At 71.7% G+C, this 15,741-nt stretch carries 16 protein-coding genes; 3 read left to right on the forward strand and 13 right to left on the reverse strand.

The genetic code is table 11. The annotated features are described in order from the left end of the window. Window positions 1-10: 10 nt before the first annotated feature. Window positions 11-550, forward strand: a complete 540-nt coding sequence (locus Air01nite_RS06665) for a YciI family protein (RefSeq protein WP_203701013.1) — start codon at window positions 11-13, stop codon at window positions 548-550. 109 nt (window positions 551-659) lie between these two features. Here Air01nite_RS06665 and Air01nite_RS06670 read toward each other — a convergent pair whose 3' ends face one another. The 10 genes from Air01nite_RS06670 to Air01nite_RS06715 all read right to left on the reverse strand — a co-directional run bounded on the left by Air01nite_RS06670 (window position 660) and on the right by Air01nite_RS06715 (window position 11,955). Next, entirely contained in the window at window positions 660-1,601 is a 942-nt protein-coding gene (locus Air01nite_RS06670) for an ABC transporter substrate-binding protein (RefSeq protein WP_203701015.1), read from the reverse strand. Window positions 1,602-1,616: 15 nt separating this feature from the next. Then, on the reverse strand, window positions 1,617-2,384 hold the full coding sequence (locus tag Air01nite_RS06675) for an ABC transporter ATP-binding protein (protein WP_203701017.1): 768 nt from the start codon (window positions 2,382-2,384) through the stop codon (window positions 1,617-1,619). Next, a complete protein-coding gene (locus Air01nite_RS06680; protein ID WP_203701019.1) occupies window positions 2,381-3,391 on the reverse strand; it encodes a FecCD family ABC transporter permease in 1,011 nt (336 codons plus the stop codon). The genes Air01nite_RS06675 and Air01nite_RS06680 overlap by 4 nt, the downstream gene beginning before the upstream one ends. Beyond that, window positions 3,388-4,377 (reverse strand): FecCD family ABC transporter permease, encoded by a 990-nt coding sequence (locus tag Air01nite_RS06685; protein ID WP_239090541.1) that lies wholly within the window; start codon window positions 4,375-4,377, stop codon window positions 3,388-3,390. Before Air01nite_RS06685 ends, Air01nite_RS06680 begins: the two co-directional genes overlap by 4 nt. 89 nt (window positions 4,378-4,466) lie before the next feature. After that, window positions 4,467-6,686, reverse strand: a complete 2,220-nt coding sequence (locus Air01nite_RS06690) for a glycoside hydrolase family 31 protein (RefSeq protein ID WP_203701021.1) — start codon at window positions 6,684-6,686, stop codon at window positions 4,467-4,469. Next, window positions 6,683-7,771: a glycoside hydrolase family 15 protein gene (locus Air01nite_RS06695; RefSeq protein ID WP_203701023.1), complete on the reverse strand. Its 1,089-nt coding sequence runs from the start codon at window positions 7,769-7,771 to the stop codon at window positions 6,683-6,685. The genes Air01nite_RS06690 and Air01nite_RS06695 overlap by 4 nt, the downstream gene beginning before the upstream one ends. Before the next feature lie 9 nt (window positions 7,772-7,780). Further along, window positions 7,781-9,037, reverse strand: a complete 1,257-nt coding sequence (locus Air01nite_RS06700; RefSeq protein ID WP_203701025.1) for an ABC transporter substrate-binding protein — start codon at window positions 9,035-9,037, stop codon at window positions 7,781-7,783. Window positions 9,038-9,066: 29 nt separating this feature from the next. Continuing rightward, on the reverse strand, window positions 9,067-9,888 hold the full coding sequence (locus Air01nite_RS06705) for a carbohydrate ABC transporter permease (RefSeq protein WP_203701027.1): 822 nt from the start codon (window positions 9,886-9,888) through the stop codon (window positions 9,067-9,069). Further along, entirely contained in the window at window positions 9,881-10,750 is an 870-nt protein-coding gene (locus tag Air01nite_RS06710; protein ID WP_203701029.1) for a carbohydrate ABC transporter permease, read from the reverse strand. The genes Air01nite_RS06705 and Air01nite_RS06710 overlap by 8 nt, the downstream gene beginning before the upstream one ends. Then, window positions 10,747-11,955 (reverse strand): ROK family transcriptional regulator, encoded by a 1,209-nt coding sequence (locus Air01nite_RS06715; protein WP_203701031.1) that lies wholly within the window; start codon window positions 11,953-11,955, stop codon window positions 10,747-10,749. Before Air01nite_RS06715 ends, Air01nite_RS06710 begins: the two co-directional genes overlap by 4 nt. A 208-nt stretch (window positions 11,956-12,163) precedes the next feature. Here Air01nite_RS06715 and Air01nite_RS06720 point away from each other — a divergent pair, with 208 nt between their 5' ends. Next, the gene (locus Air01nite_RS06720) at window positions 12,164-13,390 is read left to right on the forward strand and encodes a cytochrome P450 family protein (protein ID WP_203701033.1); all 1,227 of its coding nucleotides are present in this window, start codon (window positions 12,164-12,166) and stop codon (window positions 13,388-13,390) included. A 37-nt stretch (window positions 13,391-13,427) separates the two neighbouring features. Continuing rightward, the gene (locus tag Air01nite_RS06725; RefSeq protein ID WP_203701035.1) at window positions 13,428-14,096 is read left to right on the forward strand and encodes a TcmI family type II polyketide cyclase; all 669 of its coding nucleotides are present in this window, start codon (window positions 13,428-13,430) and stop codon (window positions 14,094-14,096) included. Window positions 14,097-14,165: 69 nt separating this feature from the next. Here the strand turns inward: Air01nite_RS06725 and Air01nite_RS06730 are convergent, their stop codons facing one another. From Air01nite_RS06730 to Air01nite_RS06740, 3 genes are all read right to left on the reverse strand, one after another. Further along, window positions 14,166-14,564: a hypothetical protein gene (locus Air01nite_RS06730; RefSeq protein WP_203701037.1), complete on the reverse strand. Its 399-nt coding sequence runs from the start codon at window positions 14,562-14,564 to the stop codon at window positions 14,166-14,168. A gap of 69 nt (window positions 14,565-14,633) precedes the next feature. Then, the gene (locus Air01nite_RS06735) at window positions 14,634-14,813 is read right to left on the reverse strand and encodes a hypothetical protein (RefSeq protein ID WP_203701038.1); all 180 of its coding nucleotides are present in this window, start codon (window positions 14,811-14,813) and stop codon (window positions 14,634-14,636) included. 12 nt (window positions 14,814-14,825) lie between these two features. Further along, a complete protein-coding gene (locus Air01nite_RS06740; protein ID WP_203701039.1) occupies window positions 14,826-15,533 on the reverse strand; it encodes an NUDIX hydrolase in 708 nt (235 codons plus the stop codon). Window positions 15,534-15,741: the final 208 nt, after the last annotated feature.

Raw genomic sequence — 15,741 nt, forward strand, 5'->3', positions numbered from 1 at the left:
GGTCGTGGCCGTGGAGTTCCTGTGTTACCACCGTGACCGGCCTGGCTCGCTGCCGTTGCGCGAAGCGCTGACCGAAGCGCACTGGTCCTATATGGACGGCTACGAGCGGGAGCTGATCGCCCGCGGGCCGACCTTCGACGGCGACCTGCTCACCGGCAGCGTGCACATCGTCGACCTGCCCGATCCGGCCGCCGCTCGGGCGTTCGCCTTCGACGAACCCAACTACCAGGCGGGCGCCTACCGCGATGTGCTGATCCGCCGGTGGCGCAACACCCTGGGCCGCACGATGTGGCAGTTCCCCGGCGGGCGCGAGGGCGGCAACCGCTACCTGGTGCTGGGCCTCGGCGCCGGCGAGCCCGCCGACCTCACGCCGCCACCCGGCGAGGATCTCATCGCGTACGGGCCGCTGCTCTCCGACGACGGCACCGCCTGGCTCGGCACCGCGGCCCTGCTCCGGGCACCCGACGCCGACGCGGCCCGCGCGATCCTCACCACGGACCGCTACGCCGCCGTCGAGGTCCACGAGTGGGAGTTCGGCGGCCGCCGCTGAACCGAAAGGAACGGTCCGTTCCCAACGGTTTCCGCATAGGAACGGTCCGTTGTCAACGCTGGCCGCGAGCGGCGCCGGCAGCGCGTTAACAACGGACCGTTCCTTCGGCTCAGGCAGCCAGGTGGGTTTGCAGGTCGTCCAGGATCTTGTTGGCGGCGGTGACGCCGATGCCGGTCATCCAGGTCTCGGGGTCTACGTCCCAGGCCTTGCCGGCCTTGACCGCGCCCAGGTCCTTCCAGAGCTGCCCGTCGGTGACCTTCTTCTGCTGGCCCTGTGCGGTCGGACCCTGTGCGGTCACGAACATGACGTCGCCGTCCAGGTCGGCGATGCGCTCAGGGCTGACCTTGTCGAACCGCTTGTCGTCCTTGTTCGCCAGCAGCTGCCGGTCGGGGCGGCCCAGGCCGACGTCGCCGACGACGATGCCGGAGAAGCCCTCCGGGCCGTACACCCGGATCTCGGCGGGCATGAACCGCACGATCGACACCTTCAGCATCGCGGCGTTCGGGATCTTCGCGCCCAGTTCCTCGGCCCGCGTCTCGTAGCCGGCGAGCAGGTCCTTGGCCTTCTGCTCCTGGCCGAGCGCCTTGCCGTCGAGGAGGAAGTTCTCCTTCCAGGTGATGCCGACCCGGTCGGTGAACACGGTCGGCGCGATGGCCGACAGCTCGTCGTAGAACTTCTCCTGGCGGAACTTGCTGCCCAGGATCAGGTCCGGCTGCAGGGCGGCGATCGCCTCCAGGTCCGGCTCGGAGATCTCGCCGACGTCCTTCATCGCGGACAGGTCGCCGAGGTACGCCGGCGGCTTGTCCGCCTCCGGGAGCTGGACGGCGCCGATCGGCGTGACGCCCAGGCTGACCGCTGTGTCGATCTTGTCCGTGTCGAGGACGACGACCTTCTTCGGGTGCAGCGGGATCGTCGTCGTGCCCATCGCGTGGGTGATCTGCTGCGTTCCGCTGTCGTCGGCGGCCGGCGCCACGGGGTCGCTGGAGCAGGCGGTCAGCGCCGCCGCAGCGAGGGCGAGGCCGGCGAGCAGGGTCGCGGTTCTACGGGACATGAAGCAATCCTTCGATCAGGTGTGCAGGACGAGCGGTGCGTCGCTCACGGGACAGGGCACGACCACGCAGTCGAGCCCGAAGACGTCGCGGACCAGGTCGGCGGTGACCACCTCGCGGGGTGGCCCGGCGGCGACCACGGTGCCGTCGCGCATCGCGACGAGGTGGTCGGCGTAGCGGGCGGCCTGGTTGAGGTCGTGCAGGACGGCGACGACCGTGCGGCCGCCGTCGCGCATCCGGCTCAGCAGGTTGAGCACCTCGACCTGGTGCGCCAGGTCCAGGAAGGTGGTCGGCTCGTCGAGCAGCAGGGTGCCGGTCCGCTGCGCGAGCGCCATGGCGATCCAGACCCGCTGCCGCTGGCCGCCGGAGAGCTGGTCGACGGGCCGGTCCGCCAGCTCCGCGACGCCGGCCTGCCCCATCGCCTCGCGCACCGCGGCGGTGTCCTCGGCCGACCACTGCTGCCACCAGCGCTGGTGCGGCTGGCGACCGCGGCCGACCAGGTCCTCCACGGTGACGCCCTCGGGCACGAGCGGGCTCTGTGGCAGCACACCGAGCCGCCGGGCAACCTCGCGGGTCGGCAGCGTGGTGAGGTCGGTGCCGTCCAACAGGACTGTGCCCGACCGGGCCGGCAACAGCCGGGCGAGCGCGCGCAGCAGCGTGGACTTGCCACAGGCGTTCGGCCCGACGATGACCGTGAACGCACCGTCCGGCAACTCCACGTCGAGCCCGGTGAAGACCGCACGGTCCTGGTAACCGGCGGCGAGGTCCTGGGCGGTCAGCTTCAAGGCTTCCTCCGGACGAGCAGGAACAGCAGGTACGGGCCGCCGATCGCGGCCGTGACCACGCCGGCCGGCAGTTGGGTCGGTGCGAACAGCAGCCGGCCGACCAGGTCGGCGAGCACGACGAGCAGCGCGCCGGTGAGGGCGGCGGCGACCAGCGGCGGGCGCTCGGCCCGGACCAGCCGCCGGGCCACCTGCGGCGCGACCAGCGCCACGAAGTCGACGGCGCCGACCTGGGCGGTGACCATCGCGGCCAGCAGCACGCCGGCGGCGGCCAGCCCGACCCGCCGGGCCACCGGCCGGGTGCCGAGCCCCCGCGCGGTGTCGTCGTCGAACGCGCTGGTGCGCAGCGCCCAGCCGGCCCAGAACAGCACCGGCAGCAGCACCACGAGGGTCGCGGTGAGCCAGCCCGTCTCCGTCCAACCCCGGCCGGCCAGCGTCCCGACGAGCCAGATGTGCGCCCGCTGGCCGTCGATGGGCTCCGCGGTGAGCATGACGATTTCGGTCAGCGCCCGCAGCGCGATCGCCACCGCGACGCCCGCGAGCACGAACCGTTTCGCGGCCAGGCCGTGGCGTGCCCCCAGCGCGAGCACCGCGGCGGCGGCGAGCAGGCCGCCGGCCAGCGCCGACGGTGCGATCACCGCGGCGGCCGCGCCGCTGGTCAGGGCGATCGTCGCGGCGAGACCGGCGCCCTGGGTGATGCCGATGATGTCGGGGCTGGCCAGCGAGTTGCGGGCGACGCTCTGGATGAGCGCGCCGGCCACGCCGAACAGCACGCCGACCGCGACCGCGAGCACGGCGCGGGGGAGCCGCAGCCGTTGCACGACCACGTCGTACGGCGTCCCGGCGCCGGACAGCGACCGCAGCACGTCGCCCGGTGCCACGTAGGGCTTGCCCAGGCAGAGTGCGAACAGCAGCGCGACGGCCAGCAGCGCCAGCAGCACGAGCGAGACCGTCACCGCGCGGCGCCGCACCAGGAACGAGACCCGCCCGGCCCGCACCAGCGTCGTCATGCGGACACCACCTTCGCGCGGTTGACGAGGATGGCCAGCAGGGGTGCGCCGATCAGGGCCGTGATGATGCCGGCCGACACCTCGCCCGGCAGCGCGACCACCCGGCCGATCGTGTCGGCGGCCAGCAGCAGCGCCGGACCCAGCAGCACCGACACGGCGAGCACCCAGCGCTGGTCGGTGCCGACGAGGTAGCGGGCCACGTGCGGCACCGCGAGGCCGACGAACGCGATCGGCCCGGCCGCCGCGACGCCCGCGCCGGTGAGCAGCACCGCGGCCGCGCCGCCGCCGATCCGGGTCAGCCCGACCCGGGTGCCCAGGCCGCGGGCCACGTCGTCGCCGAGCGCGAGCGAGTCCAGGCCGCGCGCCACGACGGCCGCCAGCACCAGGCCGACCAGCAGGAACGGCAGCACCTGGACGGCCACCGCGGAGTCCCGGCCGGTCAGCCCGCCGACCACCCAGAACCGGAACTCCTCGAACGTGCGGGTGTCGGCGCTGAGCAGGCCGGCGGTGACCGCGCCGAGGCTGGCGTCCAGCGCCGCGCCGACGAGGGCGAGCGTGACCGGTGACGCACCGTCCCTGGCGCGGGCGGCGACGCCGAAGACCAGCAGGCCCGCGCCGAGGGCGCCGAGGATGCCGAACCAGACGTACCCGGCCAGCGAGCCGATGCCGAACAGCGTGATGGCCACGACGACGCCGAGCGAGGCGCCGGCGCTGATGCCGAGGATCCGCGGTTCGGCGAGCGGGTTGCGGGTCAGCGCCTGCAGCAGCACGCCGGCCGCGGCGAGCGCGGCGCCGACGACGAGGCCGAGCAGCGTGCGCGGCACCCGCAGGTCCCAGACGATGCTGGCCGCCGTGCCGCCGTCGTCGGCGAGCAGCGCGTGCCACACCTGCGCCGGGGTCAGCGGGTTGCTGCCCACCGCGAGGCTGGCCAGCACGGCCAGGACGAGCAGCGCCGCACCGGCCAGCAGAACCAAACGTCGACGCACCCGAGTCCTTAGCTAAGCCTGCCCTAACCGCGAAGGGCACTGTAATAGCCGGACCCGCACCGTGTCTCGACGGGTGATCTACCGCACGTTCAGAACACGCCCGCGAACCCCGGCCACGCCGACGCTCGGCAATAGACCGGGATCAGGTCGATCGGCGTGTCCCGCACGTGGTCGACGCCGCCTGCGCACGGCTCGCCGGTCCACGCGTCGACCCAGTCGCCGGCCGGCAGATAGGTCGTCCACCGCGTCGCGCCCGGCGAGGTGACCGGGTTGACCAGCAGGTCGGCGCCGAGCAGCCACTGCCGCGGCACGGTCCACACGCGCGGGTCGGCGGGAGCGTCGAAGAACAGCGGGCGCATCAGCGGCCGGTCGGTGGCGATCGTCGTGGCGGCCTCCCGCGCCAGGTAGCCGACCAGCCGCTCGCGGAGGTGGGCGTACCGCCGGAACACCGGCACGACGCGGTCGTCGCCGGAGGTCTCCGCGACGTGCCAGGGCGTGCGGTCCCGCAGCGGACGCTGGTGGTGGTTGAACTCCGAGTGGTACTGCATGATCGGCATGAACGCGGCCGCCGTGGCGGCGCGCAGGTAGAGCTCCGGGTCCGGCACCGGCCCGGAGAAACCGGCCAGGTCCCAGCCCCAGTAGACGATGCCGCAGGCGGCCGCCGTCAGACCCGCCGTGACCGAGTTGCGGAAGGCCTCCCACGTCGAGTCCTCGTCGCCGGCCCAGAACACGCCGTGCGCCTGCGAACCCGTGAACCCGCTGCGGGAGAACGTGACCGGCGCCTTGCCGTGCGCGCGGAGCAGGTCGCCGAACGCGCGGGCGTAGTGCACCGGGTAGCGGTTGTTGCCCTCGTCGCCCCGGCTGCCGTCGCCGTACCGCAGGTCATGTCCCCAGGCGTGCTCACCGCCGTCGGTCTTGAACCCGTCGACGTCCCAGTCGCGCACGAGATATTCGCGCTTCGCGGTCCACCACGCGCGGGTCGCCGCCGTCGACAGGTCCGGCATCAGCGACTTCGGGAACCACCAACCGCGATTGAGGTACGGCGAACCGTCCGCCTCCCGCACCGCGTGGCCGCCGGCGACCAGGGCGGCGCCTTCGGCGAGCACCTGTGCGTGCAGTCCCGGCTCGGACTCCGCGGTCTTGAGCAGCGGGATCTGCCACAGCAGCACCTTGATGCCGCGGTCGTGCAGCTCGGCCACCATCCCCGCGGGGTCGGGCCACGCCCCGTCCGCCGGGTAGGTGAAGTCGGCGTCGGCGAACGGCGACCCGTCGGTGCGCGGTGCGTAGGCGGCATCCCGGGGGATCATGATGCCTTCCTCGTCGCTCCACGCCTCGATGACGACGGCGCCGACCGGGATGTCGAGGTCGCGGTGCCGGTCCATCCGGTCGAGCACGATCCGCTGCGTGTTCCACTCGTTCCCCGACGCCCAGAGGCGGAAGACCCACGAGGGCAGCTCCTCGGCCCGCCCCGCCTCGTCGAGGAAGGCGCCCAGCACCTGGGTCGGCGTGCCGGTGTAGACGCCGAGGTCGACCTGCTCGCTCGCGGTGCCGCCGAGGGCCACCTCGACGACGAGCCGGTCCGCGCCGACGTCGTACCAGGTGCGCCGGCTGGTCCGCACGTGGAAGCCCCAGGAGCCGCCGTCCGTGCCGATCACATGGGCGAACGGCATCGGCAGGTACGTGCGGCCGTGCGCGCCCTGCGCCTTGTACTGCTCGAAGACCACGGCATCGAGCCGCCGCCCGGCCTGATCGAGGTGGTCGAACCGTTCGCCGAACCCGACGACGTGGTCGCCGGGGCGCAGCGCGAGCGCGAACCGCGCGCGGTGCACGCCGTCGGCGCTGACCAGCCACTCGACGGAGCCGTCGACGACGCGGCCGCCACCGCCGGTGAACGTCGCGCCCGGGGCCGTGGCGGTCCAGGCGGCCGGAGCGACCCGGAACCAGTCGGTGGTCTGCTCGCGCCCGTCGCCGGTGGTCGCGGTGAAGCGGTAGTCCGCAGGGGACCTCAGCGGCGGCGACTCGACCGCCCAGCCGCCCTCGCCGCCCAACGCGGTGGCCTGCGCGCCGGCGAGATGCCCTTCGCCGCCGGCCAACGCGGCGGTGTCGGCCGCATCGGCGGTCCGGGGAGCGAGCGTCAGGTGCCGCACCGCGCCGTCCGGCTCCCGCCATTCGCCGGTGACGGCGGTGACCGCGGGGTCGGCCCACACGCCGAGCAGCACCCGCTGCCCGACCTCGGGCAGCACCGGCACCCGCTGGTCCAGCGAGGTGGCGTACGGGTGCTCGATCCCGTGTGGACGGTGCCTGATCATGCCAGGACTCCCAGCTCGTCGGCGAGGATGAGATACATGCCGTGCGACCACAGCAGCGGCGTGGCCACCGGGCCCCAGCGGTCCAGCCACTCCGGCCGGCTGCCGGGGTGCAGCAGGTGGTCCGGCACCTGCTCGGGCAGCTCGCCGTCGGAGGTGGCGTGGTCGGCGATCCAGGCGAGGTGGCGCCACGCGCCGGCCCGGTCGCCGGTGCGGGCCAGGTTCCAGCCGAGCAGCGCCGAGAGCAGCAGCCACTGGCCGCCGCCGTAGAACACGTCGGCGGTGAACCGGTGCACGCCGCCGTCGACGTCGAGGTCCGCCGCCACCTTCGCCAGCGTCGCGGTCGCCACCGGGTCGCCGGGTGCGACCAGCCCGAACGGCACCACGCAGGCGGGCAGCGAGCCGTCGACGGCGGTCGAGCCGAGCCACTTCACCAGGTGCCCGTCACGGACGCCCTCCGTCAGGGTCAGCCGGCGCGCGGCGTCGGCGGCGTCAGCGGCGGCTGCCGCCCGGTCGCCGGACAGGAACGGCCCGACCGCCCGCAGCCCGCCGTGGATCGCGCCGAGCGTGGACACGTGCCGCTGCTCGACGTGCTCCTCCCACCAGTCGTAGCAGGGCAGGCCCCAGAACGCGGTGAGGTAGTCGACGGCCACCTCGATGCCGGGCCGCCACCGGTCCAGGTCCAGCCCGTGCCGCCGTGCGTGGGTCACCAGAGACCAGAGCCAGATCCCGTACCCGTCGGTCTGGAAGTCCCACCACGGGTCCGAGCCGTTCTGGCCGTCGAACGTGAAGCGGGTCGGCAACATCCGCTCGACCGGGACGTCCGGGCCCGCCGACCGCAGGTCGTCGACCTGGCCCCGGCGGTCGGCCAGCACGCGGCTGACCCAGTCGTGGAACCGGTCCGCCGAGCCGACGTCCCCGAACCGGGAGACACCTTCGGCGGTGAAGCCACCGTCGCGCAGCCAGGCATAGCCCCGGTACGCCGAGAACGTCGGCGAGGCCGGATAGGCGCCGCCCGCGTGCTGGTGCGTGGTGATCACGGCGTGGCTGCGGGCGGCCAGCGCCTGGTACTGCGCGACGGTGGTCAATGTGGTCCCTTACTTGAGGAGCGCGTCGACGGCCTTCTGGGCGTCGGCGAGCGCGGTGGGTACGTCCTTGCGGCCGGCCGCGGCGGCCGACAGCTCCTTGGTGACGGCGTCCTGCATCTCCTGCTGCCGCTCGATCACCGGCGGGAGCACGGTGGCGTCGAGCGAGTCGAACACCGCCTGCCGGTTGGCGGGCTTGCCGGCGGTCAGGTAGCTCGACACCTTGCCGGTGTCGGCCACGGGCGGCAGCTCCCAGCTGGTCGAAAGGCGGGTCTGCACCATCTCGTCGGACGAGGTGAGGAACGTGACCCACTTCTGCGCGGCTTCCTTGTTCTTGCTCGCCGCCGAGACCACCGCGCCGTTGGTGAACATCGCCGACGCCTTGGTGGTGTCACCGGGCTCGACCACGACGTCCCAGTCGAACGTGGCGTCGGCGAGGCCGGAGAACATCCAGATGCCGCTGTGCCACATCGCCAGCTTGCCGTCCTTGAACAGCTTGGAGTCGAAGTCGGGCGTGCCGGCGCCCTGCGCCTCGGTCGGCATGGTCCTGCCGGCCTTGGACACGAGGAACTGTGCGGCCTTGCGGCCGGCGTCGGAGTTGAACGTCGCCGACTTCTTGTCGGGCGCGAGGAACTCCCCGCCGGACTGGGCGAGCGTCTTGTAGAACTCGAAGAACGAGATGGGCTGGTAGTCGCCCCAGACGCCCTTGGCCTTGTCGGTCAGCTTCGCCGCGGCGGCCTGCTCGTCGGCCCAGGTCCAGCTCGCGGTCGGCGCGGCGACACCGGCCGCCGTGAAGTGGTCCTTGTTGTAGAAGAGCACGACGTTGGAGAACGACGCCGGCAGGCCGTACTGCTTGCCGTCGGCCTTGAACGCGTCCAGCAGCGACGGCTTGTAGGGCGCCGCGTCCACGCCGGGCAGTTCGGCGAGCGAGCCGTTGGCGGTGTAGGTCACGAAGTTCTCGTAGTTGAGCTCGAACGCGTCGCCCGCGGTGCCACCGGCGACCGCCGTCTGCAGCTTGGTGAAGTAGTCGGCGTACGGCAGCGTCTCGATCTGGACCGTGATGTCGGGGTTGGCCTTCTCGAACGCGGCCTTGATCGCGTCCAGGTCCTTCTCGTGGCCGTCGTTGGCGGAGAAGTTCATGTAGCGGACGGTGGACTTGCCGGCGGCGGGTTCTTCGGTGCGGGTCGCGGATCCCTGCGAGCAGGCGGCGAGCGCCAGCACCAGTCCGGCGACCAGAGGCGCGGCGCCGCGTCTGACGAAACTCCTCATGTCGTTCCTTTCAGAGGGGTGGGGGCGTGCTACTTGATGCCGGTGTGTGCGATCCCGGCGATGATGTGGCGCTGTGCGAGCAGGTAGACGACGGCGATCGGGACGATGGAGAAGACCGAGCCGGCCATCACCACGTCCCAGTCGGTGGTGAACTGGCCCTGCAGGGTGGACAGGCCCAGCGGCAGGGTCATGAACTCGGGCGACCGGATCACGACCAGCGGCCAGAGGAACGAGTTCCAGCTGCCCATGAACGCGAAGACCGCGACGGTGGCCAGGGCCGGGCGGATCAGCGGCAGCACGATCGTGGTGAAGATGCGCAGGTGGCCCGCGCCGTCGATGGTGGCCGCCTCGTCGAGGTCGCGAGGCAGCGACTCGACCGCCTGGCGGAGCAGGAAGACGCCGAACGCGGAGGCGATGGACGGCGCCAGCAGCGACATGTAGGTGTCCTGCAGGTTGAGCGTCTTCATCTCGATGAACAGCGGCACGACCAACACCTGCATCGGCACCATCAGGGTGGCGAGGTAGAGGCCGAAGACGAGGTTCTTGCCGCGGAAGGCGAGCCGGGCGAAGCCGTACGCGGCCATCGAGCCGGTGACGAGCTGGAACAGGGTGGAGGCGGCGGCGATCCAGAACGAGTTGAGCGCGATGCGCCACATCGGCAGGGCGTCGAGCAGCTCGCGGTACGCGGCCAGCGTGGGGTCCTTGACGACCAGCGTCGGCCCGCCGGCCAGGCTGCCGTTCGGGGTGATCGAGGTGACCACCGTCCAGAGGAACGGCACGAGCATCACGACCGCGCCCAGCGCGACGGCGGCGAAGCGCAGGACCGGCCCGAGGCGGCGCTTGTCAGGCATAGTGCACCCACCGGCGTTGGCCGCGCACCTGCAGCGCGGTGATGACGAGGATGACGGCGAAGAGGATCCAGGACAGTGCGCTCGCCTCGCCGGCTCGCCCGTACCGGAAGGTGAGGTCGTAGATCTGGCCGACGACGACCTGGCTGGCTCCCGACGGCCCGCCGGCGGTCATCACGTAGACCTGGTCGAAGACCTGGAAGCCGTTGATCAGCGAGATCACGACGACGAAGAACGTCGACGGTGACAGCAGCGGCAGCGTGACCCGCCAGAACCGCTGCCACGCGCCGGCGCCGTCGGTGCGGGCGGCCTCCAGGATGTCCTGCGCGATCGCCTGCAGCCCGGCCAGCATGATCACCATGACGAAGCCGAGGTCCTTCCACGCCGAGGCGAGGATGACCGCCGGCAGCGCCCAGGTGGGGTCGGTCCACCACCCGGGCTGTGGTGCGCCGAGCGCGCCGAGCAACGAGTTGACCAGGCCGCTGGTCGGGTTGAGCAGCCACTTCCAGACCAGGGCGACGACCACCCAGCTCGTCACGACCGGCAGGAAGTACGCGGCCCGGAAGAACGCCCGCGCGGGCAGCCGCTGGTTGAGCAGCAGCGCGAGCCCGAGCCCGCCGGCGAACACGAGCGGCAGGTAGCCCGCGCAGTAGATCAGCGTGTGCAGGAAGACGTCCCGGGTCGCGGGGTCGCTCAGCAGGTGGGTGTAGTTGTCGAGGCCGACCCACTCCATCGGCGAGATCAGGTTCCAGCGGTGCAGGCTGACCCAGGCCGACGACACCATGGGCACGGCGGTGAACAGCAGCAGTGGGATCGCGCTCGGCGCGAGGAAGAACAGCACCCAGCCCGCGTTGCGCCTCTTCATCGGTCCACCTCCGGTGCGGTCTGCAGCCGGGCCCGGACCAGCTCGCCCTGCGCGCCGGTGGCCGCGGCGTCGAACGGCGACGCGAGCACGAGGGACGCGGCACCGACCGCCCACTGGTCCTCGGTCCAGGACTCGACCAGGCAGCGGATGCCGCGGCGGGCGGGCATGAGCCGCTGCCGGAACGACTCCTCGAAGCCGGTCTCCCAGAACTCCCAGTCCCGGACGCCCTCGCCCATCAGCACGACCAGCCCGGGGTCGACGGTGTGCACCACGCCGGCGAGGGTCCGGCCGAGCAGCCGGCCGGCGTCGCGGTAGACCTCCAGCGCGGCCGGCTTGCCGGCGCGGGCGGCCCGCGACAGCGTGTCGATGGTGCCGCGCTGGCCGATCGCCCCGGTCCGGGCGGCGGTGGCCACCAGCCCGGCTTCGCCGACGTAGGCCTCCAGGCAGCCGGTGTTGCCGCAACCGCACGGCGGCCCGTCGGCGGAGACGGGTATGTGCCCGATCTCGCCCGCGCCGCCGTGTGCGCCGCGGCTGACCGAGCCCTGCTGGACGATCGCGCAGCCGACGCCGAGGCCGATCGTGACCACCATGAACGACGGGTGCTCGCGCCCGTTGCCGTAGACGATCTGGGCCGCCGCCAGGGTGTTGACGTCGTTGTCGACGAGCACCGGCACGCCCAGCGCGTCCCGCAGGCGCCGGCCGACGGGGAGCCGGCCCCAACCCAGGGTCGGTGCGTCGACGAGGCCGGAGGCCTGCGCGTCGACCGCGCCGGGCAGCCCGACGCCGACGCCGAGCAGGTGCCCGTCGTGTGCGGCGACGGCGTCGCGGAGGATGCCGGATAGTGCCTCGAGCGCGGCCGGCGCGGACGGGTCGAAGGGCACCGACCGCGAGGTGCGGACCGTGCCGTCGAGGTCGACGGAGACGATTGCGACGTGGTCGGCGGTCACCTTGGCGCCGATCGCGCCGCCCGCCGCGCGGACCAGGCCGAGCAGGATCGCCGGGCGGCCGCCGGTGCTCGGCACCGACCGCAGCTCGGTGATCAGCTCGCGCTGGAGCAGCTCCTTGGTGGTCTGCGTGACGGTGGCGGGGCTGACCCGCAGCATCCGCGCGATGTCGGCGCGGGACGACGCGCCGCGCGTGCCGAGCAGCCCGAGCACGGCGGCACGGACGAGGTCACCGCGGGGTGAGAGCCCGCTGAGCACCATTCTCTGCCCCCTTTGAACCGAGCCACTTTGTTCGAGACTAAATTTAGTGAGCAATCTAAGCGCGCTCGTGCGGCCCGTCAAGACGCCGCCGGTTCGGTCAAACGGGCATAAAGACATGAAACTTCCGAAAACCCAACTAAGCGGGTCTAATCTCCGGTTTGAAGCGGCCAGCTGTGCAGCGCTGTGCCGCGAGCCGGAGGAGGCGCGAATGACCGAGAATGCCGTACCCGCGGCAGAGCTCTACACCGACGAGTTCGCCGTCGACCCTTATCCCGCCTTCGCCAAGCTGCGCGTCGACAGTCCAGTGTGTCCGGTCACGTCGCCGCGGTTCGACTCGTACCTGATCACGCGATACGACGACGCGAAGGCCGCGTTGATGGACCCGCGGCTGTCCAAGGACCTCTACGGTCCGGGGCAGCATTTCCTGCGCATCTTCGGGCCCAACTCCGAGGGCCTGAACAAGAACATGCTCAACTCGGACCCGCCGGAGCACAGCCGGCTTCGGCAGATCACCTCGCGCGCGTTCGCGCCGCGGCGGCTGGAGGCACTCCGGCCGAGGATCGCCGAGATCGTCGCCGGGCTGCTCGACAGGATCGTGCCCGACGGCCACGCCGACCTGATGCGGGACTTCGCGATCCCGCTGCCGATGATGGTGATCGGCGAGCTGCTCGGCATCCCGGACAAGGACCGGCAGACCGTGCTCGAGTGGACCCAGGTGATCCGCGAGTCCGGGTCCTCGGGCCGGCCGCCGGCCGAGGAGAAGGCCCGCGTGCAGGAGGCGCAGGCCTGGCTGCACGGCTACCTGACCGAGCTGGTGGCGGCCAAGCGCATCCGGCCGGGCGACGACATGGTCAGCATGCTGGTCGCCGCCTGCGACGAGGAGGGCGTGCTCTCCGAGCGGGAGCTGGTCAGCACCACGTTCCTGCTGCTGTTCGCCGGTCACCAGACCACCGCCGACTTCATCGGCAACGCGACGGTGGCGCTGCTGACCAACCCCGCACAGCTCGACCTGCTCCGCGCGACGCCGGACCTGTTGCCGCAGGCGATCGAGGAGTTGCTCCGCTTCGACGGTCCGCTGCCGGTGGCCAGCCCACGGATCGCCACCGAGGAGGTCGAGTACCAGGGCGTGCGCATCCCGGAGGGCTCGATCGTCGGGGTGGTCATCAACTCGGCGAACCACGACCCGGCCCAGTTCGAGGACGCGGACCGGCTGGACCTGTGCCGGGAACGCGGGCCGCACCTCGGCTTCGGGCACGGCGTGCACTACTGCCTCGGCGTCTCGCTGGCCCGGATGGAGGCGCAGATCGGCATCGGCGAACTGCTGCGCCGGCTGCCCGGGCTCGCGCTCGCCGTGCCGCCCGAGGAGCTGCGCCGGCTGCCGGCGGCCTCGCCGTTCCGCGGCCTGATCGAGCTTCCCGTCCGTTTCACCGCCTGACCGACACCCGAGTCCAACCCGTTTGTGAGGAGCAGCCGTGGTATTCCGCAACGTAATCGTCTGCCGCATCGTCCCGGGCAGTGAGCAGAAGGTCGCCGACGTGTTCGGCCACTACGACAAGGTGACCCGACCGCAGGACGTCGGCGTGACCGGCCGCATCCTGCTGTCGCTGCAGGACCTCTACATCCACGTCGTCGAGCGCGCCCAGGACCCCGCGGTGACCGGCAACAACCGGGGGCTGCCGGCGTTCAAGGAGATAGCGGAGAAGATCGCGCCGTACGTGACGCCGTACCCGCGCAACTGGCAGAACCCGTCGGACTCGGTGGCCAAGGAGTTCTACAGCTGGGTCTCGCCGGAGCGCTCGGCGTCGTCGGGGGCGAACCCGCTGCTGATCGTCCAGCGGATCAAGCCGGGTTCCGAGCCCGAGGTGGCCCGCATCTTCCGCGAGTCGGACTCCGGGCCCCTGCCGAGCCAGATGGGCGTCGGCGGGCGCTGGCTCTACGCGATCGACGACGTCTACGTGCACCTGATGGAGCGCAGCGACGCGGCGGTCGCCGAGGGCCTGGGCGGCAACCACCACGCGCCGGCCTTCAACAAGATCATCGACGACCTGAAGCCGTACGTCGCGCCGTACGACCCGAACAACTGGCGCGGTCCGCAGGACTCGGTCGCCAAGCCCTTCTATAGCTGGCAGGCCAGCGACTGACGGTCTTGCCATGACGCGGGGGTGTGCGCTGCTCGGGGCGCACGCCCCCGCGGCGCGTTTCCAGGGCGTTCACCGCGGCAGGACAGCAAGTCGGGGTAGACCCGGTCCGCGGGAGACGCGCGCAGCGTCGGCGACCGGCGGGTGGATGGCCGCATCTGCAGGCCGATCGGCCCCATCCCGCGTGCTGGACAGCGCCTCGATGGCCCGGGCCAGCAGCGCCGAGGGCATGGTTGATCCGCCGCTTGATGCCGCGCCCGCCGCGCCCGTGGCCATCATCGGCGGACCGCCGGCACCTACCAGGTCCAGGCAGGTGACGTATGGGCCGGGCGTGAAGTCGCGCAGCTGCCGGCCGAGCAGATCCGCCAGCGCGTTGTGGCCAGCCACTTTGCCGAGCGGCGTCGCGTGCGGGCAGGCCCGCATCACCGCGTGTTCGAGGTCGAACGCCGCCGCGCCGGCGTCGCCGGACACGAACCCATGCCGTGAGCTAGCGGCGCGGGCCGGGCTCGACGATGTCGCCCGCGACGATCTCGCCCACGATCACCGGACGCGGATCGGCGTCGCGGCGGTGACCTCGGGTACCGCGGTGCGGAGGTGCAGGTCGACCGGCACCCGGCCGAGATGGTCGAGCTCCGACCAGGTCGGATCGGTCCTCCAGCAGCATCCGGCCCGCGCGGCGAGCGCGGTCGCGGCCTCCAGGCCGACGAACCCGGCTCCCACGACGACGGCCGCTTAGCTGCCGGTTGGCATCAGCATGGGCGGATGCAGCAGGGAGGCGTCGCCGCGGCGGTACAACTCGGCCGGACGACCTCCGTCGCGCGTCGTCCGTCGACCGGTCGGCTCGAGGAAACCCGGGGCTCGCGTGATCTTCCGGTGGAAGTTCCGCGGATCGAGTTTGGTGTTCCACACGACCTCGTACACGTTTCGCAGCTCTGTGATCGTGAATTCCTTGCCGCAAAAGGCCGACGCCAAAGAGGTGTATTCAAGCTTGGAACGCGCTCGGTCCAGCCCGTGTCGCAGTATTTTCCGATGGTCGAACGCGAGCGCCAGCTGACCGGAGACTATCGAGTCGATCGCCATCCACCGCGCCGCCCGAGCATCGGTTCCGGCAGTGGGAAGCGGGAGGTCGGGCGCAAGTGCCAGATAGGCCACCGTCACAACCCGATCCCGCGGATCCCGTTCGGGATCTCCGAACGCGCCCAGTTGCTCCAGGTGGAGTTCTTCTGCCCCGAGGCCGGTCTCTTCGCGCAGCTCACGACGCGCGGCGTCCTCAAGTGGCTCATGCCGCCCCACAAAGCCCCCGGGCAATGCCCAAGTGCCGGCGTACGGCGGGATCCCTCGTTCCACGATGAGTGCTGACAGCGCACCGTCAAGGATCGTGAAGATCACCAGGTCGACTGTCACGCACATCCGGTCCGGAACCCAGCCATCGTCGATCATGACTTGAGTGTAGACCTAATCGTCAGGTTGACATGAAGACTCGTTCCGGAGTAGCGTGCTCACTTAGTGTCAGAGTGACGCGAAGGCGCCGTGGCGTTTCGAGTTCTCCAGCGAGAGCGAGCCAGCACAGACACTGTCGGATCCCGGACATGGCATGTGAGCTTCACTGAGAGGAGCCACCAGTACGCTCCTAGCCCTAACGGGTAAA

Origin of the sequence: Asanoa iriomotensis (assembly GCF_016862515.1) — a bacterium.
GTDB lineage: Bacteria > Actinomycetota > Actinomycetes > Mycobacteriales > Micromonosporaceae > Asanoa > Asanoa iriomotensis.

Bases quoted from the DNA above. Each gene is read 5' to 3' on its own strand.
- Air01nite_RS06705 (WP_203701027.1), bottom strand. From the start codon at position 9,888: ATGCCTGACAAGCGCCGCCTCGGGCCGGTCCTGCGCTTCGCCGCCGTC.
- Air01nite_RS06710 (WP_203701029.1), bottom strand. From the start codon at position 10,750: ATGAAGAGGCGCAACGCGGGCTGGGTGCTGTTCTTCCTCGCGCCGAGC.
- Air01nite_RS06700 (WP_203701025.1), bottom strand. From the start codon at position 9,037: ATGAGGAGTTTCGTCAGACGCGGCGCCGCGCCTCTGGTCGCCGGACTG.
- Air01nite_RS06680 (WP_203701019.1), bottom strand. From the start codon at position 3,391: ATGACGACGCTGGTGCGGGCCGGGCGGGTCTCGTTCCTGGTGCGGCGC.
- Air01nite_RS06690 (WP_203701021.1), bottom strand. From the start codon at position 6,686: ATGATCAGGCACCGTCCACACGGGATCGAGCACCCGTACGCCACCTCG.
- Air01nite_RS06740 (WP_203701039.1), bottom strand. From the start codon at position 15,533: ATGATCGACGATGGCTGGGTTCCGGACCGGATGTGCGTGACAGTCGAC.
- Air01nite_RS06720 (WP_203701033.1), top strand. From the start codon at position 12,164: ATGACCGAGAATGCCGTACCCGCGGCAGAGCTCTACACCGACGAGTTC.
- Air01nite_RS06715 (WP_203701031.1), bottom strand. From the start codon at position 11,955: ATGGTGCTCAGCGGGCTCTCACCCCGCGGTGACCTCGTCCGTGCCGCC.
- Air01nite_RS06670 (WP_203701015.1), bottom strand. From the start codon at position 1,601: ATGTCCCGTAGAACCGCGACCCTGCTCGCCGGCCTCGCCCTCGCTGCG.